Consider the following 17,083-nt stretch of genomic DNA (forward strand, 5'->3'; position numbering starts at 1 on the left):
CATGAAGGGCTTCTATGAACCGCGTCCTTGTAATTCTCGTACTTTTCCTCGCTCCCCGTCCCCAAAGCGACACTCTCCGGGTGAATACCCGCCTTGTGCAAGTGGACGTTGTGGTCCGCGCCAAAAACGGCCCTGTGGCGGACCTCAGGCGCGAGGACTTTACGATTTGGGACAATGGTAAGGTACAGCGCATCGGTGTGTTTTCGGTTTCGGATGCACGGCCGTCAAAGTCTCAGCAGGTCGCGCCCCTTCCGCCGGGCGTCGTCTCGAATCGCATGGAATCCGGGGGTGAAGCGGCGACAACCGCAACAGTCATACTGTTCGACCTCTTGAATACGCCGATCGACGAGCAACCTTATGCGATAGGTCAACTCCTCGAGTACGTTCGATCGATTCGAAAAGAGGATCATGTCGCGCTGTACATACTCGATAACCAGCTGCGAATCGTTCAGGATTTCACAGGCGATACGGCGAAGCTGAGCCGCGCAGCCGCGAGAATCAAGCCCAGCGATGTGTCGGGGAGCGAGACACGCAGCGCCGCTGAACTGGCGGAACTGCTGACGGACCCGGATGGACTTATCGGACCGGAATTTGCCAATGGCGTTGTGGCGTTTTATGCCACAAACCAGGCGCAGAGAACGGCGGAAGCTATCGAAGCGATAGCAAGGCATTTGGGCGGTTTGCCAGGCCGGAAGAATCTTGTCTGGATGTCCGGCGACTTTCCGTTCGCTCCGGAGTTCGCGGCGGTGAATCAAGCGGGAACGCGCGCCCATACGACTGAAGACCCGCTTTTTTTAACTTCGCAGGTCAGTCGCGCCGTGCGGTCCGTCAGCGATGCCAACATTGGAATCTATCCCGTTGACGTTCGCGCGCTTCCTGCTCCGGATATGCGGACCGTGCGCGCAAAAGCCCCTCTGCCCCCGCTTCCGGACCACGATGCCATGCTTCGCCTTGCCGGCGGCAGCGGAGGCCGGGCTTTCTACTACACCAACGATCTGAAGGGCGCTGTCAGTGAAGCTGTCGCCGATGGCGAAGTGACCTACACCATCGGTTTTTATCCGGCAGAAAATGCCTTCGATGGAAAGTTTCACAGGCTGTCGATCGATGTTGCGCGTAAAAACGTGGACGTTCGATATCGTTCCGGATACGCCGCCGTTGATACTCAGGCGATGACCGAAACGCAACGCCGGGCGTTGTTAGCGGACCTCGTAAGCACTTCTCTGAATGCGTCGCAGATCGAGCTCGCCGCACATGCCGAAGGTCAACGCGCGGTGATTTCGGTGAACGCGGCGGATGTGCGGCTCGAGCAACAGAATAACCGCCGTGTCGGGCTCCTGATTGTCGCGTTGCGGCTTGAATCTCAAAAGAGCAGCACGGATAAAATATCGAATATCCGTATCAACATTTCAGAAGACCAATATCGCGCGGCGCTGCAAAACGGCCTAGTGTTCGATGAGGCCGTGCCTGGTGTCCAGCCCGACGATCGCCTCCGAATTGTCGTGCAGGATGAGGCTACCGGCCTGGCCGGATCGCTCTGGTTACCAATGCCATCGCGATGAGTCTTCGCTTGCTGTTGGCCTGCCTGCAGCCGTTCCAACCCAGGTATTGTTTACATAATATCCATACTATGACGGCCGTTCAGCCCCATTCCGGCCGCGCCACCTGCTTAAAAGTCTTACATTCCTGCAAGGTTGTCGACATTTCATGCCTTTGGGATGACGTCACCTATCATGTCTGGCTGCCCACCAATGATAGTGTTATTCGCGCCACGCCTGACCAGTTCGCCGAAGTCGGCCACCCGGAGCGCATTCGCTACATTCTTTACGCAGCGCGCATCGCCAGAATGTAAGAGTTTTAATGCAGGTGGCGCGGCCGGAATGGGGGGCTGAAAAGGCGTCATAGTGCAGAGGGTTTTTAGCCAACCGCGGCGGCATTCAATATCTCGACTCCCCTTTCAATCTGGTCCGCCGCCGCGCTCGGCTAAAAACCCTCTGCATTAGGTCAACCTGCCGGGGCTGGGTAGCCAGCTTGTTTCTTGGCGAATTATCGGGTAGGCGGGTTTTAACGCCCGCCTCCCACACCACCGTACGTACGGTTCCGTATACGGCGGTTCATAAAGGTCGAAGTCGAGAATGCACTTCTAAGAAAGACAGCAGACCCATGGCGCGAAACGCGCGGGTGGGTACAGCCTGATTCATGTGACTGGCGCCCGCGTTCCACCAAGGCCCCCGGCCATTCCAAGCCGACGTCCGCGCACGTTCCTCAGCGATACCCCGCCGAGTGAGTTCCTTGAATCGAGTCCAGCCGCGTTTCCACTGCCGCCACAAGATCGACCGCAGCCGACGACGCAGCCATTCGTCCAAATGTTCGAAACTCCCCCGAACTTCCGACAATCGGTAATATCCGACCCATCCCCGAATCAATGGGACGAGGTCGCCGATGGTGCGAGTGAGACTTCTTCCTCGCCCGGATCGCGTGGCCTCCCGAAGTTTCGCCTTCAGTCGTTTTAACGACGAGTCCGATACTTTGAGCTTGGCTTCGCGATGCACCGTGAAGCTGTAGCCGAGGAGCTTGCGCTTCCACGGCCTTGCCACGGCACTCTTGGTTCGATTCACCTTCAGCCGAAGCTTCTTTTCCAAGAAAACTTCCAGCGATGTCATCACCCGCTTTCCCGCTGCCTCCGAACGAACGTAGACGTTCGTGTCATCGGCATATCGGACAAAGCAGTGTCCCCGTTTTTCCAGCTCTCGATCCAGTTCATCGAGCAACAAGTTCGAGAGCAGGGGCGACAGTGGACATCCTTGTGGAGTCCCTTCTGTCCGGGGAGACACCAACCCGCCTTCCATCAACCCCGCTTGCAGATACCGCCGGATCAATAGAAGCACCCGTTTGTCTTTCACCCGCCGTGCCACGCGCGCCATAAGCACATCGTGATTGACGCGGTCGAAAAACTTTTCGAGGTCCAAATCGACAACCCATCGGTTCCCGGCTCGAATATGTTGCTGAGCCCGCACCACGGCTTGTTGTCCGCTTCGTCCCGGACGATAACCGAAACTATCTTCCGAAAACGTCGGGTCCCACTGAGGTTGTAATACTTGAAGCAGGGCCTGCTGGATCATTCGATCCATGACCGTGGGAATGCCTAACGTTCGTGTTCCTCCATCCGGCTTGGGTATATCGACTTTTCTCACCGGTTGTGGACGGTACGTCCCGTCGAGCAATTCCTGTCGGATTTGCGGCCAATTCCTCTGGCAAAACGGCATGAGTTCATCGACGGTCATCCCGTCGATCCCCGCTGCTCCACCATTGGTTTTGACGCGTTGGTATGCCGCCAAAACATTGGCGCGGTCCAATACCTTTTCTAGGAGCGATTCCTCCTCGATCCCGACATGCTCTCCGCGTGCCGTGGAAGTTTGACGCGCCTCATCGGTATCTTTTGCGGTTCCGCCGCTATCCTTCCCGTTTGGCTCGGGCTTCTCAGCCTTCTTGTCGGCGTCTCCTGCTTCCCTCGAACGCATCGTGCCGGTCTCTTCCTTATGTGTGGTCCTTCACCACGGCTCGGCCGCGGCTACTTTGACCGTTGCTGACTTCCATCGCTCCATCGAATCGCCTTACGACGATCCTTGCTTTTCAGCAGAGCAACGGATCTCCCAGGGTAAGACGCGTGACTTTCGCTCCATCTATCCGCCGCATATACGCTCGTCCGGTCCGGATGACTTTGGGCTTTCGGTTTGTTGGCCCCTTCGCCCACCCGACGTTCGCCTCATACGGTTCGTGTGCCTCGGACCAGAGCTTTGCCTATGGCTTCCTCCCCACCTCGCATTACTGCGACGCAGTTGCCACGTCGGCTAAGAGTTCCTGTTATCAAGGTCTCCAGAGGACTTTCACCTCCAATTCACTTCCCGTTTCGCTTTCGCTCCACGGTTATCCGCGCCAGTCATTGGCGCTTCGCGCCATGCCTGGCGCACCAACGAAAAGCGGGCGGTCAGAGACCGCCCCTAGCGACAATCAGGCCTGCGGTTCCTGATCGGCGAATGCGAGCTTGACTGCATAGTCGCGAACATCCTCCGGCCACTTCGCAACGAGCTCTGTGAAGCGTCGCCGGTCGTATGCGAAGAGCGATCGCGTCGCTTCTTCGAATCCAGGCAGGTTGCCGCCGACGGCGGACATAAACCGGTATGCGGCCTCCTGCGCGGCGCGCACGCGGTCGCGATCGCCGCTGACTCTGCGGGCTTCGTCGACCAGCTTCCTCAGGGCGACGGACGCTCCGCCCGGCTGCACGTTGAGCCAGTCCCAGTGTCGTGGCAACAGAGTCACTTCTTTAGCAATTACACCGAGCCGCGGCCGGCCGGGCCCCCGCGGTTCGGCTGGCGGCACGCTGATTTGTGATGGTTTGCCGCGCAGGTCGAGATCGATCTGCGCACCCGTCGAGTCATCGAAGACGAGGATCTGGCCCTGTCTTTTTCTTTTAAGAACCTTCACAAGGTCGACATCCTTACCCACTGCTACCTTGTGAACTCCGTCGAACGCCGTGTATGTCATGTCGCAAATATACCCGGGTAAAATTGGTCTGTCAATATCATCCGGGTAAAACCATGCGCACCGAAATCCTGGCGCGCCTGATGAAAGTGAAACCTGATCGCGAGCGGAGAAAGTAGGCGGGCTTGTGCCAGACGAGGTTCCTTCGGCGCCGTGGACTTGCCAACGGCAGCTTCCATGGACCATCATCGGACCATCATCGAGTCACAATCGGATCCTTTCCAGCGATAAGCGAAACCCGCCTTTTTCCTGCAGCCTGCAGCCCGTTCCAACCCAAACGGCGAACCGGTCGCGCCGGATCCGGTGCCGCCACTCGCAACGGCGATTCAGCAGCAGCTTGGATTGAGATTGGAATCAGTAAAGGCCCCGCTCGACGTTGTGGCCGTCGAATCGGCGCAAAAACCGAAGGAGAATTGAAAAATGAATACAAGAGTGCTCGTGGCGCTGCCAACATCTATCCAAGTATCCGCCGGCACCAGATTCATTCCGCTTTGTCCGGCGGGCAGCCTGGCACTCCGGGTTTTTGCAAGCTCATTGACGCGATCCAACGCGCGGATCGAGACGAAACCAGCGGCGGCATATAGAACTCGGTCGCTTTCGGATAACGGCATGGCGACCTATAATCACCACACCTTATATAAAGGAGAGTTCTACTAATCGCAATTGAGAATGAAAGGTTCAAAAACGCCGTATGCGGATGCGCAGAAAGGACTTAGCTGCGAAAAATAAGCATTTCTGACTTACCGCGGGTGGTGAGGCAAAGAAGAAAAAACTCTCTGGCTTACCTCCCGCAGTAAGGCAGAAAAGAAAAAACTCTCTGGCTTACCGCTCGCCGTAAGGCAGAAAAGAAAAAACTCTCTGGCTTACCTCCCGCCGTAAGGCAGAAAAGAAAAAACTCTCTGGCTTACTGCCCGCGGTAAGGCAGAAAAGAAAAAACTCTCTGGCTTACTGCCCGTGGTAAGGCAAAGAAGGAAAAAGTCTCCGGTTTGACCGGCCTACATGGCTCGTCGAGATCATGTCCCGCTCGTTATCGTTTTGCGGCAGGTTAGGCTCGATTTGCCTGGGAATGATAAAGCGTCCATCTTTAGTGACGTCACACCGGCCGTTCGGCGTTTCAATCTGCCAAATTACATTGGGTGGCTCTCGGTCGCCCGCTTCGCGAATTGGGTCGGAGTTGGCCTGTAAGTTGCTGATTCTTCAAGAGCGGAAAACTCGGTATAGCCGAATCCAGAATGTCCTGGTCTCCGGCGTTGCGGTCAGGACCAGAACGTCCGGAGGGCTTTCATCCTCGGCGCGCGACATAAAAAGAAAAACCGGAACTCAGATCGAAAATGGAGTGGCTGACTGACCACCACTTTTCGATTCCGAGTTCCGGCTTCGCGCGTCTTACTTGTCAGGCTTCGGTTTCAGCCGCAACTGTCAATTTGACATGCGCGGTGACGTCTTTAAACAGACGGATCGGTATGGAATAGTCTCCCAGCGCCTTGATGTGGTCATCCATATGGATCTTCCGTTTCTCGACCTGGAAGCCTTTCTTTTCGAGCTCATCGGCCACATCGGAATTCGTAACGGAGCCGTAGAGCGTGTCCTGCTCGCCGACCTTCCGGCGAATGACAATCTCCACTCCGTTCAACAACTGCGCTTGTTTATCCGCGTCTTCCTTCTGCTTCGCCTCTTTGCGCAGGAGCGACTGCTTTTCGAACTCGATGACTTTCCGGTTGCCCGCCGTCGCGGGGTAGGCAAGCTTTTTGGGCAGCAGGTAATTACGCGCATATCCGTCCGCGACCTTCACAACGTCGCCTGCGCGGCCGAGACTGTCGATGGTTTCTCTGAGAATGATCTCCATGGTGTTCCTCTCCTTTAGCGTCGGGCCCACCGGCCGGGCCTGCTTTCGGTGTCTTTGTTTTGATGGGCCTCGGCCGGGCCCCCACGCCTATTCCGTCGCAAAAGGTAAGAGCGCGATATTGCGCGCCTTCTTGATTGCGTCATTGAGCTGGCGCTGATGCTGTGAGCAGACACCGGAGATGCGGCGCGGCATGATTTTCGCGCGCTCCGGAACAAACTGCGACAGAAGCTTGACGTCTTTGTAGTTGATGCTGTCGATCCGTTCGACGCAGAACTTGCAGACTTTTTTCCGGCGGTAATACTGCTTCTGTCCTGCCGGACGTTTTTCTTTTGCTGATCTCATTGCATCGCCTCTTCTGAAGATTGAGCCGGGGCCGCAGAACCCGCGCCGGTACCCCGGCGCGCAGCCCGCTTCTGCCGGTAATTATGAATCTTTTCGAATCTCCGGGTTTCTTCGTCGGTCCGGACGGTGAGGTACTTGATTACGGCATCGATGACGCGGAGCCGGCGCTCGCACTCTTTGACGATCTCGCCGTTGGCGCCGATCACAAACAGGACATAATGGCCTTCGCGATTCTTGTCGATCTCGTAGGCGAGACGGCGTTTGCCCATCTTCTCGATCTTTTCGATTTTTCCGCCACCCGAGGTAACGATGCCTTCGAGCTGTCCATTGACTTTGTCAATCTCCTCTTCCGTGGCATTCGGATTGACGATGAACATGATTTCGTAATTTCGCATTTAGTTTTCCTTTTACCTATGGCCGCGGCGTTACTGGCCGCCCTCTCTCAAATCGACGCCGTTGTATTCGGCCATCGCTTTATCGATCCCTTCACCGATCAGTGTCTCAACCGCCTTCATCGCGACTTCTTCCGTCTGATCGAGCAAAACCCGATCGGCTTTTCCGACCCGCGATAAAACGAAATCGCGGACATCGCCGATCTGGCGATCCGGCAGGATTCCAACCCGGACTCGCAGGAACTCGTCCGACCCCAGGGTCGAAACGATTGATTTTATCCCATTATGGCCGCCCGCCGAACCTTTTTGACGGACACGCAGTTTGCCCAACGGGAGCGCCAGATCATCGTAAACGACGATCGTCTGCCCTGCGGAAGACTCGAACCGGTTCCAGACCGGCGCCAAAGCCGCGCCGCTGTCGTTCATATACGTTTGCGGCATAGCCACGGCTGCGGGCTGCCCGGCCAGCATGATTTTCCCGGAAACCAATGCCGGCCCGCATCTTTCTTTGATGCGTACACCGTGGCCTGCCGCCATCCGTTGCACGACGCGAAAACCCACGTTGTGGTAAGTATCCGCGTAGTCGTCGCCAGGGTTGCCCAGACCAAAGATGATCCACATTCGATGAACCTATTGGAAAGTGCATTAGTCGAAGTTTCTCCATTTCTAAATTTGAAACGCAGAAACCTCGAATGATGCAATTTCCAATGGGGGCCTGCCCCCCTATTCCGCCGTCCCTTCTTCCTCTTTCTTGCCTTTCTTTGCGACTTCGGGCTCTGCAGCGGTCGCAGCGGCCTCGCCTTCCGCCGGAGCGGCGGCGCCAGGTGCAGCCACAACTTCTTCCTTCACCGAAACCACGTGTACCACGACCTGGTCGGCGTCTTCGAGTATTTTGACCTTTGCCGGCGCCGCCACATCGGAAATGCGCAGGGCTCCGTTGAGGCCGAGCTCCGTCACATCGACATCGATCCGTTCCGGAATGTCTCCGGGCAGGCATTCGACTTCGATTTCGCGCATGATCACCTCGAGAATTCCGGCGTCAACCTTGACGCCGCGAGCCTCACCGACGATGTGTATAGGAATGGTGACGCGAATCGCGACGTCCATCGCGATTCGATAGAAGTCCGCGTGCAGGAAGTTCTCCCGGATCGGATCGACCTGCCAGCTCTTCAAAATCGCGTTTGTCGAGCCCGCCTCGGCGATATCGAGCTTGAGGATCGAGTTCCGCCCGGCTTCCGAACGCAGCACCTTGTGCAGTGCTTTCGGATCGACAGCAACCGCAACGTTTTCATCTTTTCCACCGTAAACCACACCGGGAACAAAACCCTCCCGGCGGAGCCGCCGCGCCGCGTTCTTGCCGCGCTCTGTTCTTGTTTTCGCACTGACTACGATCTCTGCCATAAATTTTGTCCTTACTATTGGGGTTGCGCGCTATCGCGCTTACGCTTCGCCTAAATGAATAACACGCTGACGGAGGTCTCTTCGTGGATCGACTGGATTGCCTGAGCCAGCAGTTTTCCCACGCTGAGCACCGAAATCTTGTTGCACTGCCGTGCCGCGGCATGCAGAGGAATGGTGTTTGTAACCATGACCTCGATGAGTTCCGAATTCTGGATCCGCTCCACAGCCGGTCCTGAAAGCACCGGGTGCGTACAGGACGCGTAAACTTTCGTTGCGCCGGCTTTCAGTAAAGCCTCGGCGTTCTTGACCAGAGTTCCGGCCGTGTCGATGATGTCGTCGACCACCAGGCAGGTCCGGTTCTTCACGTCGCCGATAACATTCATCACCTGCGCGACATTCGCTTCGATACGCCGTTTGTTCACCATCGCCAGGTCCGCATTCAAGCGCTTGGCAAAAGCCCGCGCGCGCTCCACGCCGCCGGCATCGGGTGAGACAACCGTAAGGTTTGGAAGATTCAGCTTCTGAAAATGTTCAACCAGAACGGGAGCGGCAAACAAATGATCCACGGGAATGCTGAAAAACCCCTGAATCTGCGGCGCATGCAGGTCCATCATCAGCAGGCGATCCGTGCCCGATGCGACCAGAAGATCCGATACAAGTTTCGATGAAATCGGCACGCGCGGCTTGTCCTTCCGGTCCTGCCGGGCGTAACCGTAATACGGAATGACGGCGGTTATCCGCCGGGCCGATGCGCGCTTGAAAGCATCGATCATCAGGCAGAGCTCGATCAGGTTCGAATCGACGGGCGGGCACGTCGGCTGCAGAATAAAAACGTCCGCGCCACGGACATTTTCAAGAATCTGAAAATAGATTTCCCCGTCGCTGAATCTCGTCAGTGACGACTTGCCCAGCTCACAATCGAGCACTTCACAGATCTCGTTCGTGAGCGCCGCATTGGCTGTACCGCCGAAAATTTTCAGTTCATTACTCACGAACACTTCCCTGGTAACTCGGGTTGACTGGGGCGGAAGGATTCGAACCTTCGAATACAGGTTCCAAAGACCTGTGCCTTACCACTTGGCCACGCCCCAATACTACTCATCTACGATCTTCTGGAAATACTCCCACCGCGGCAACGGTTTTGCCACCTTCACGCGGAAGCGCTCCTTCAGCGCATTCGCCGCCAGGATAACTTCCGAAACCATTTGAAACTGGCCAAATAGTGTCGATCCGCTTCCGGAAAGCGCAGCCCGATAGGCGCCCAATTCCATCAGTTCTTCCTTGATGGCGGCCAGCTGAGGGTACCGGGCAAAGACCGGGACCTCGAAGTCATTAGTCCAGACATCGCCCGCACAGCCTGATTCCGTATCATCACGGAAACCCTCAATATTATTGGATTTATCGGGGACCGTCAACCACGAATAGGCATCTTTCGTCGGGATCATGACACCTGGATCGACGAGCAAAACCCAGTATTCCGCGGCGTCATCCAGCTTATACACCTCGTCTCCCCGCCCATAGCCTGCAGCACGGCCGCCAAGTGCGAAAAACGGTACATCCGAGCCCAATTCGCGCATCACCTGCGGGATCTCTTCGAAAGGAAGGGACAGTTTGAACATCCGCTGCAAACCAATCAACGTTACAGCCGCATCGGAGCTGCCGCCGCCGAGGCCCCGGCCGACGGGAATATTCTTTTTCACCTGTATTCGAACTTTCGCCTCAATGCCCGCAAGCCTTTCATAGGCACGCACCGCGCGGACCACCAGGTTGGTCTCATCTTCCGGCGTTCCCGGCGCGGAAAACTCAAACCGGTCGGAAGGCTCCAGGCGGATCTCGTCATGCCAGTCAACGGCTTGAAAGATCGTCTTCAACTCGTGGTACCCGTCCGGGCGGCGGCCGAGAATCCGAAGATCGAGATTAATTTTGGCGAACGCTCGCAACAGCATAAAGTCGGCTGAAAAACCTGGGTTTCAAGAGACCCAGTCGGAATAAGAGTTTCAAACCATAGAACGGCAATGACCTGCCTACAAACCAGAACGGATAAATCGGATCCGACCGCTCAATCGAAATACGCTCGCCAAAACGTTCCAGCAAACCTTTAAGCGACGCAGGTTCGAAGAAGTGCAAATGATCCGACGACAACATATGAGCGTAAGTCACATCGTTCGCCTTCATTTGTTCGATAGCTTCCGAATTCGGCACCGTCAGAAGCACATTCTTTCTGGCGACCCGAAATGCCTCACTGAGGACAATTTCAATATCCGCGACGTGTTCCAGGACTTCAAAGATCATTACGGTATCAAATGTTCTGTCGCGAAATGGCAAAAGCGAATCGACGTTGGCTACCGGGACCCCCGTCTGTGACGCACGCCGGAGATAGTCCAGGTTGATATCACAGCCAAAACACTCGATTCCCTCTTTCGCCAAGGCGCTGCTGTAAGCGGCGAAGCCACAGCCGAGATCCAGCACTGTCCGCCCTGCATGCCGCCGGGCGAAGCGCACGAAAGCACTGTAATGCCTTCCGGGTTCGGCCGGAAAACCGGGCTGATAGAAGTCGTCTCTCGTGCCGGTCGCCATCTTCGGTCTGGTATTATCAACGCCTTGATGGTCAATAAACAGAACGAACTGATCCGATCGCTCCGCAAGCAGCTGGAAGCGACGGAACGTGAAGTGGCGAATCAAAAGTGGGTGTTCGAACAGTTCATGAAATCGCCGTCCTGGCGCCTGACCTACCCGATTCGATGGCTTGCGAAACAGCTTCGTACTCTGCGGGATTGGATTACAGGGAAACCTCAACAGCCGCAAAATGTTCCTGCCGCGATTCAAGAAGACGAGATTGACGACGTTCCGGCAGTAGAAGCTTCCGCCGAACTCAAGGACTTCCTGACAGGCCTTTACAAGGTTCAGCTTCAAAGCTTTCTGGCATCCGGCAAACCCTTCCAACTCCCGCACAGCGCCTCGCCCGAGATATCGGTGCTTGTTGTGCTGTTCAACCGTGCCGAACTCACGCTGGCATGCCTCCGTTCGCTGGCCGAAAACTTTTCCTCGCCAATGGAAATCATCGTCGTGGACAACGCCTCACGCGATGAGACCCCCCAGCTTCTCGATCAACTGCGGGGTGTCCGAATCATCCGAAACCCCGAAAATCGGAACTTTCTTCTGGCTGTCAATCAGGCTGCGCGCGAAGCGCGGGGTGAGTTTCTGCTCATTCTGAACAATGACGCGCAGGTGCTTCCGGGTACGCTTCAGTCGGCATTGCGCACAATCCGCAGCGCAAACGACATCGGGGCGGTCGGCGGACGTCTGATCCTGCTCGACGGCAGCCTTCAGGAAGCGGGCAGCATCATCTGGCGTGACGGATCATGTCTGGGTTACGGGAGGGGCGATTCCCCCTTCGCTCCGATGTATATGTTCCGGCGGGATGTCGACTACTGCTCGGGAGCCTTTCTTCTCACAGCGCGAAAGATCTGGGAGCAGCTGGGTGGCTTTGACGAGCGCTTCAAGCCCGCTTACTACGAAGAGACGGACTACTGCACGCGTCTCTGGGAAAAAGGCTTTCGCGTGGTCTATGATCCGAATTCTGTTCTTCTTCACTATGAATTCGCCAGCTCGGATTCGGCCACAAGCGCAACCGATCTTCAGCGGGCGCACCAGCAGATTTTCGTGGCGCGGCACCAGAAACTGCTGGCGTCACACCACAAAGCGGACTTGAATTCGATTCTTGCCGCCCGGATGAAATCCAACGCAAAGAAACGGATCCTTTTCATCGATGATCAAGTGCCTCACACCTGGCTCGGGTCAGGATTTCCGAGAGCGCGGGCGATCCTCGAAGCGCTGCTCAAACAGAATTGCTTCGTGACCTTCTACCCGTTTTCGGCCTTCGATGAGAGCTGGGCGTCGGTGCAGTCGGAGATGCCGGACGAAGTTGAATTCATGATGGGCTATGGCCCGGCTTTACTTGAACCCTTCCTCAGAAATCGCCGGGTTTACTACCACGCGATATTCATCAGCCGGCCTCACAACATGAAACTGCTGCAACCCGTTCTCGACGCGCACCCGGACTGGTTCGAAAACATCGACATCATCTATGATGCCGAAGCGATTTTCGTCACGCGCGAAATAACCTTCCGCCAACTCTCCGGCTCGCCGTTATCGGCTCAGGAGGCGGAAGCGCTTTTGCAGGATGAAGTGGATCTTGCCGGTTCAGCCGATTGTGTTGTGGCGGTTTCCAGATCGGATGCGGATGAGTTCCGGCGGTACGGCAGCAAGCGGGTCCATGTTATCGGACACTCGCTGGAACCCTGCCCGACGCCGCGTCCGTTTGCGGATCGGCACGGTTTTCTGTTCGTCGGCGCTATCCACGAAGAGGCAAGCCCCAACGGGGATTCCATGATCTGGTTCCTCGAACAGGTCCTTCCCCGGCTTCGCGAGGCCCTCGGCACGGACGTGCCGGTTACCATCGCGGGAGTCAACAAATCGGAACGAATCCGGAAGGCATGCGGTGCATTCGTCCGCATCACCGGACATGTACCCGATTTGACGGAGTTTTACGACAAGGCGCGCGTCTTTATTGCTCCCACCCGCTACGCGGCGGGCATCCCGCACAAAGTGCACGAAGCCGCCGCGCGCGGGCTGCCGATCGTGGCGACTCCACTTCTTGCTTCGCAGCTGGGATGGCGGGACGGCGATCCATTCCTCGTCGCCGGTGACGCAGCATCCTTTGCAGCGAAATGCATCGAGCTTTATACGGATTCCATCCTATGGACGAAGCTGCGGAATGCGGGGCTCGAACGGATTCAGCGCGAATGTTCGCGGGAAGTCTTTGAGGAATATGTGGCCATGCTCTCCGGCGAAACAAAAGAGGCGCGTACGCCGACGGGAATGCGCATGTGACCATGCGTCGCGGTGCGTTGCAGCACTTCGATCGCGCAGGCGTTCTCCACCCAATCGCACATTTCGTAACTGTCCAGACCGCCGTCCGCCGCAGCCGGCGAAAAGTGGTAGAAGCCCGCTTGAAGAAAAGGCAGATCCATCACGAAATCGACTGAGATGCGATCCCCCTGCCGGGCCGGAGGAAGACGTTCGCCTTCGAAGAGGACATTGGTGCCGGTCACATCTTCGCCCAGCCGGTTCCGCATCATGAAACCGAGATTGGGCTGCTCGACATCATCCTGAAACTCAACCGAAATACGGATACAGATGCGCTCGCCTTGGGGAACCGTTGCGACCGGATCACCTCCCGCACCGTAAACGCCGATGCCTAGAATCCGGGCCTTTCCGTTTCCGTACCGGTGATCGACATTCGGCATATGCTCGATGAATTGCGGGATACGGGCGAGAGCCTCTTCCGTCAACTCCAGGGTGCCGGCCGCGGTAAGTGGCCGCCCGATCGGTTCGTCACCCATGAATTCCTTCCGGCCCCGCATAATCATTGCCGCAAGATACTTGGCCGCCACTTCATCTGTTCTTCCTTCGAGGTGAACGCGGCCGTGGTCCATCCAGATCGTTTTATCCGCAAGGCTCCGCACGGTCGTCAGGTCATGCGAAACGAAAAGGATCGTTACCCCCTGACGCTTCATTTCCTGGATGCGGCGTATGCAGCGCTGCTGAAAAAAAATGTCGCCCACCGACAGAGCCTCATCCACGATCAGGATATCGGGATCCATGTGGATAGCCACAGCGAACGCAAGACGGACGAACATCCCACTGGAATATGTCTTGACGGGACGGTCGACGAACTCGCCGATCTCGGCGAATCTTTCGATGGAAGGAATCCGCTCCCGGGTTTGAGCGTCGGTGAACCCGAGAATGGAGGCATAGAGATAAATGTTTTCGCGCCCGGTAAACAAAGGATTGAAGCCGGCTCCAAGCTCGAGCAGCGCCGACACGCGGCCTTCAACTGATAATGAACCGGAGGTCGGACGGACAACACCCGCGACCATTCGAAGCAAGGTGCTTTTGCCGGATCCGTTTTCGCCGATGATCCCCAGACAACAGCCGCGGTCCACGGAAAGGTCAACATCCTTCACGGCCCAGAACGGTTCGTGATAGCGGCGCTTACCGAAGGTCAGAAGCTCTTTCAAATGATCCGACGGCCGCCTGTAGATGCGGAAACACTTTGAAATCCCGCCGGCGCGGATAATCGGCATATCTGCCATCTTAGCAGCGTTGCGCGAAAACGGCGTATTGGCCGCCTAACGGCAGGGCGCGCAGGCTGTCTTCGATTCGAACCAGAGACTTCAGCCGCTCCGGAAAGAGCAGAAAATACCGGCTTCCGAGAACTTTACTGGCCGGAGTCGACAGCAGCAACCGGGCTGCTTGTGCCGTAAGCAATTGCACACCGGCGTCCACCTTCGTACGGGAGACGATCAATCGCGTCACCGGGTTGATCGGGTTATGTTCGATGATGCAGAAGATTCCGCCCGGTTTGAGCACTCGAAAGGCTTCGGCCGTCAACAGCGAACGGCGGTCCGGTGGCACATGATGGTAGACACAGACAGCCGTCACAAAATCGAAAGTCCGGCTGTCATACGGCAAGACCTCCGGGGCGGGTTGGTGGCGGACATCCAGGTCCGCGCAAGACTTCAACATGCCGTGAGATGGGTCACAGCCCGCGGCATGCTTGAAATACGATTTACCCAGACGCAACAGGTCGCCCTGTCCGCATCCTATATCCAGCCATAACAGCGCACTGCTCTCGGTCTCTGCGCGGTTCAGGAAATCGCGGATAACCTGCATCTTCCGATCGAAAAAAAAACGGCTGCCGCCGGCAAACGTGTCGCGAATCGGATCACGAATCAGCGAAGCGTAATCATCCGCGTAGCCGTCAAACGTGGCCGGTTTTTCTTGCTGCGGCTTCATAAGAACTTTCGATCTCGCCGCTTGGCGGAGGGAGGACAACTGCCTTGGCGACATGCGGACGCATCGCTTTCATATTGGCGCTATCCGAAACAACATAGAGCGGCCGGCCCTTGGATTCCTCATAAATATGGGCGACATATTCGCCGACCAGGCCGACGGCGATGAGCGTGGCGCCGGAAAATATAATATTGAGACAGATGATCGATGTCCAGCCCGGCACCGTCTCCTTCAAAACCTTTGCGGCGAACACGCTGTACGCGGCATAGGCAAAGCCGCATCCCGCCACAAAGAAACCGAGAAAAACACTCAGCCGCAACGGCAGGGCGGTAAACGAGGTTATGGCCGTCCACGCGAATCGAAGCATTTTTACGGGCGAATATTTCGTTTCGCCCGCTACGCGCGCATTGCGGTGATACGGAAGGATGACTTCGTTCAATCCCAGCCACGCTACCATCCCGCGCATGAAACGGTGCTGCTCGCGCAGTTCACGCAAAGCCAGGATCGCCCGCCGGCTGAACATCCGGAAGTCGCCGACCTCGTTCTGGAGACGGCCGTCCACCATCTTTCGCATCAACCAGTAAAAGAACTTCGCGGTGTGGCGCTTGAGGAATCCATCGCCTTGACGGCTGATGCGCTGGGCCGAGACGACATCGTAGCCCTGCTGCAACAGCTCCAGCATTTGCGGCAAAAGCTCCGGCGGATCCTGAAGATCGGCATCCATCACGGCAACGGCGTCGCCGGATGCAAAGTCGATGCCGGCGGTAATGGCCGCCTGATGTCCGAAATTCCTGGTGAAGAAGATCACTTTGAGATGCGAGTCCACCGTTGCCGCCTGCCTCAGAACCTCAATGCTGCCGTCCCTGCTGCCGTCATCGACAAAGATCACTTCATAGTTATGCTGCGAACCCAGCACTCGCCGCAACTCCGCGAATAAAGCGGGCAGGGCCTCCCTCTCGTTGTATACAGGTATGACGACCGACAGCAACATGACGGGCGTGATTCTACCGCGAACAAGCGATCTCTGCTAAACGATAGTGCTGGCACGATATATCTCGTCGACGGCGAGATCCGCGCGCATGCTGGAAACGCGACTCTTATCCTCCATTCCGTATCGTTGATGCAGTTTTCGTAATTCAAGCCTGGATCCGACGCATCGAGGCCTCGAATTCGGGATCGACCCTTCGATTTAACAGATCCAGGCTTCGATTTCGGAATTGAAGCTTGGATTTCCGGCATCGAGGCTTCGATTTCCGGATCGACGCTTCGATTCGCGGGTTCGACGCTTCGAATTTCAGATTGAGGCCTGGACCAATTTGTAAAAAGATGCGGGAAACTTCAGTACTTTTTCCGTTTTCCGGTGATTTACATAGTATGGGGCCAAATATTCCGCCTCAAATTGACAAAGAAGGGAGGTGAGAGCCTATGTCGCAAACCAAAACAATCAAACCGTATGAAGCGTATGGTGAGCTGCCGGATGGTGAAATAGTGACCGCCGGCACAGCCGTACAGATCGCTTTGACCGGAAATTCGAATTACCCGAATCTGCCGGTCGACTTGGCGGCCATGAAGACGGACATCGCGACGCTCTCGGGGCTCATGGCCGAAGCTCAAGATGGAAGTAAGAAGGTCATCGCTGAGAAAAACAAACAGCGGCAAGTCGTTGTGAATGAGTTGCGGCTGCTGGGACGCTATGTCGAAGTGA

At 56.4% G+C, this 17,083-nt stretch carries 18 protein-coding genes and 1 tRNA gene; 5 read left to right on the top strand and 14 right to left on the bottom strand.

Features of this window, described 5'->3' with window-relative positions; translation table 11 throughout:
* The first annotated feature begins 14 nt into the window (after window positions 1–14).
* Together VGK48_26605 and VGK48_26610 are read left to right on the top strand one after the other, a co-directional pair.
* The gene (locus VGK48_26605) at window positions 15–1,559 is read left to right on the top strand and encodes a VWA domain-containing protein (GenBank protein HEY2384763.1); all 1,545 of its coding nucleotides are present in this window, start codon (window positions 15–17) and stop codon (window positions 1,557–1,559) included.
* Window positions 1,560–1,627: 68 nt separating this feature from the next.
* Window positions 1,628–1,849, top strand: coding sequence for a hypothetical protein (locus VGK48_26610; GenBank protein HEY2384764.1), 222 nt, complete (start codon window positions 1,628–1,630; stop codon window positions 1,847–1,849).
* Between the two features lie 262 nt (window positions 1,850–2,111).
* Here VGK48_26610 and ltrA read toward each other — a convergent pair whose 3' ends face one another.
* Window positions 2,112–3,518 (bottom strand): group II intron reverse transcriptase/maturase, encoded by a 1,407-nt coding sequence (ltrA, locus tag VGK48_26615; GenBank protein ID HEY2384765.1) that lies wholly within the window; start codon window positions 3,516–3,518, stop codon window positions 2,112–2,114.
* A 490-nt stretch (window positions 3,519–4,008) separates the two neighbouring features.
* Window positions 4,009–4,542, bottom strand: a complete 534-nt coding sequence (locus tag VGK48_26620; GenBank protein ID HEY2384766.1) for a DUF2239 family protein — start codon at window positions 4,540–4,542, stop codon at window positions 4,009–4,011.
* A 417-nt stretch (window positions 4,543–4,959) separates the two neighbouring features.
* Here VGK48_26620 and VGK48_26625 point away from each other — a divergent pair, with 417 nt between their 5' ends.
* On the top strand, window positions 4,960–5,196 hold the full coding sequence (locus tag VGK48_26625; GenBank protein ID HEY2384767.1) for a hypothetical protein: 237 nt from the start codon (window positions 4,960–4,962) through the stop codon (window positions 5,194–5,196).
* A gap of 736 nt (window positions 5,197–5,932) precedes the next feature.
* Here the strand turns inward: VGK48_26625 and rplI are convergent.
* From rplI to VGK48_26670, 9 genes are all read right to left on the bottom strand, one after another.
* Complete coding sequence (gene rplI, locus VGK48_26630; GenBank protein ID HEY2384768.1) at window positions 5,933–6,385, bottom strand: 50S ribosomal protein L9; 453 nt, start codon at window positions 6,383–6,385, stop codon at window positions 5,933–5,935.
* Window positions 6,386–6,472: 87 nt separating this feature from the next.
* Entirely contained in the window at window positions 6,473–6,727 is a 255-nt protein-coding gene (rpsR, locus tag VGK48_26635; GenBank protein ID HEY2384769.1) for a 30S ribosomal protein S18, read from the bottom strand.
* The gene (gene rpsF, locus VGK48_26640; protein ID HEY2384770.1) at window positions 6,724–7,122 is read right to left on the bottom strand and encodes a 30S ribosomal protein S6; all 399 of its coding nucleotides are present in this window, start codon (window positions 7,120–7,122) and stop codon (window positions 6,724–6,726) included. Before rpsF ends, rpsR begins: the two co-directional genes overlap by 4 nt.
* A gap of 30 nt (window positions 7,123–7,152) precedes the next feature.
* Window positions 7,153–7,740, bottom strand: a complete 588-nt coding sequence (gene pth, locus VGK48_26645) for an aminoacyl-tRNA hydrolase (protein HEY2384771.1) — start codon at window positions 7,738–7,740, stop codon at window positions 7,153–7,155.
* A gap of 102 nt (window positions 7,741–7,842) precedes the next feature.
* Entirely contained in the window at window positions 7,843–8,520 is a 678-nt protein-coding gene (locus VGK48_26650) for a 50S ribosomal protein L25 (GenBank protein ID HEY2384772.1), read from the bottom strand.
* 50 nt (window positions 8,521–8,570) lie between these two features.
* A complete protein-coding gene (locus VGK48_26655; protein HEY2384773.1) occupies window positions 8,571–9,512 on the bottom strand; it encodes a ribose-phosphate pyrophosphokinase in 942 nt (313 codons plus the stop codon).
* A gap of 27 nt (window positions 9,513–9,539) precedes the next feature.
* Window positions 9,540–9,611 (bottom strand) — tRNA-Gln (locus tag VGK48_26660).
* Window positions 9,612–9,614: 3 nt separating this feature from the next.
* Window positions 9,615–10,466: a 4-(cytidine 5'-diphospho)-2-C-methyl-D-erythritol kinase gene (gene ispE, locus VGK48_26665; protein HEY2384774.1), complete on the bottom strand. Its 852-nt coding sequence runs from the start codon at window positions 10,464–10,466 to the stop codon at window positions 9,615–9,617.
* Window positions 10,438–11,022 carry a class I SAM-dependent methyltransferase gene (locus VGK48_26670; GenBank protein ID HEY2384775.1) on the bottom strand — a complete coding sequence of 195 codons (585 nt, stop codon included), beginning with the start codon at window positions 11,020–11,022 and terminating at the stop codon, window positions 10,438–10,440. The genes ispE and VGK48_26670 overlap by 29 nt, the downstream gene beginning before the upstream one ends.
* A 102-nt stretch (window positions 11,023–11,124) precedes the next feature.
* Here VGK48_26670 and VGK48_26675 point away from each other — a divergent pair, with 102 nt between their 5' ends.
* The gene (locus VGK48_26675) at window positions 11,125–13,413 is read left to right on the top strand and encodes a glycosyltransferase (protein HEY2384776.1); all 2,289 of its coding nucleotides are present in this window, start codon (window positions 11,125–11,127) and stop codon (window positions 13,411–13,413) included.
* On the opposite strand, the gene VGK48_26680 is transcribed toward VGK48_26675, so the two are convergent.
* The 3 genes from VGK48_26680 to VGK48_26690 are packed head-to-tail and all read right to left on the bottom strand — an operon-like array spanning window position 13,317 to window position 16,369.
* The gene (locus VGK48_26680; protein HEY2384777.1) at window positions 13,317–14,669 is read right to left on the bottom strand and encodes an ABC transporter ATP-binding protein; all 1,353 of its coding nucleotides are present in this window, start codon (window positions 14,667–14,669) and stop codon (window positions 13,317–13,319) included. The two genes, VGK48_26675 and VGK48_26680, sit on opposite strands and share 97 nt — an antisense overlap.
* Before the next feature lie 10 nt (window positions 14,670–14,679).
* Entirely contained in the window at window positions 14,680–15,381 is a 702-nt protein-coding gene (locus VGK48_26685; protein ID HEY2384778.1) for a class I SAM-dependent methyltransferase, read from the bottom strand.
* Window positions 15,347–16,369, bottom strand: a complete 1,023-nt coding sequence (locus VGK48_26690; GenBank protein HEY2384779.1) for a glycosyltransferase family 2 protein — start codon at window positions 16,367–16,369, stop codon at window positions 15,347–15,349. Before VGK48_26690 ends, VGK48_26685 begins: the two co-directional genes overlap by 35 nt.
* A 434-nt stretch (window positions 16,370–16,803) precedes the next feature.
* Here VGK48_26690 and VGK48_26695 point away from each other — a divergent pair.
* Window positions 16,804–17,083 (top strand): hypothetical protein (locus VGK48_26695; protein HEY2384780.1); only part of this gene is annotated, 280 nt, incomplete at its 3' end.

This window comes from Terriglobia bacterium (assembly GCA_036496425.1).
In the GTDB taxonomy this organism is placed as follows: domain Bacteria; phylum Acidobacteriota; class Terriglobia; order 20CM-2-55-15; family 20CM-2-55-15; genus 20CM-2-55-15.

Coding starts and splice junctions, on each gene's coding strand:
- VGK48_26605 (HEY2384763.1), top strand. CDS start 15: ATGAACCGCGTCCTTGTAATTCTCGTACTTTTCCTCGCTCCCCGTCCC.
- VGK48_26610 (HEY2384764.1), top strand. CDS start 1,628: ATGACGGCCGTTCAGCCCCATTCCGGCCGCGCCACCTGCTTAAAAGTC.
- ltrA (HEY2384765.1), bottom strand. CDS start 3,518: ATGCGTTCGAGGGAAGCAGGAGACGCCGACAAGAAGGCTGAGAAGCCC.
- VGK48_26620 (HEY2384766.1), bottom strand. CDS start 4,542: ATGACATACACGGCGTTCGACGGAGTTCACAAGGTAGCAGTGGGTAAG.
- VGK48_26625 (HEY2384767.1), top strand. CDS start 4,960: ATGAATACAAGAGTGCTCGTGGCGCTGCCAACATCTATCCAAGTATCC.
- rplI (HEY2384768.1), bottom strand. CDS start 6,385: ATGGAGATCATTCTCAGAGAAACCATCGACAGTCTCGGCCGCGCAGGC.
- rpsR (HEY2384769.1), bottom strand. CDS start 6,727: ATGAGATCAGCAAAAGAAAAACGTCCGGCAGGACAGAAGCAGTATTAC.
- rpsF (HEY2384770.1), bottom strand. CDS start 7,122: ATGCGAAATTACGAAATCATGTTCATCGTCAATCCGAATGCCACGGAA.
- pth (HEY2384771.1), bottom strand. CDS start 7,740: ATGTGGATCATCTTTGGTCTGGGCAACCCTGGCGACGACTACGCGGAT.
- VGK48_26650 (HEY2384772.1), bottom strand. CDS start 8,520: ATGGCAGAGATCGTAGTCAGTGCGAAAACAAGAACAGAGCGCGGCAAG.
- ispE (HEY2384774.1), bottom strand. CDS start 10,466: ATGCTGTTGCGAGCGTTCGCCAAAATTAATCTCGATCTTCGGATTCTC.
- VGK48_26675 (HEY2384776.1), top strand. CDS start 11,125: ATGGTCAATAAACAGAACGAACTGATCCGATCGCTCCGCAAGCAGCTG.
- VGK48_26680 (HEY2384777.1), bottom strand. CDS start 14,669: ATGCCGATTATCCGCGCCGGCGGGATTTCAAAGTGTTTCCGCATCTAC.
- VGK48_26685 (HEY2384778.1), bottom strand. CDS start 15,381: ATGAAGCCGCAGCAAGAAAAACCGGCCACGTTTGACGGCTACGCGGAT.
- VGK48_26690 (HEY2384779.1), bottom strand. CDS start 16,369: ATGTTGCTGTCGGTCGTCATACCTGTATACAACGAGAGGGAGGCCCTG.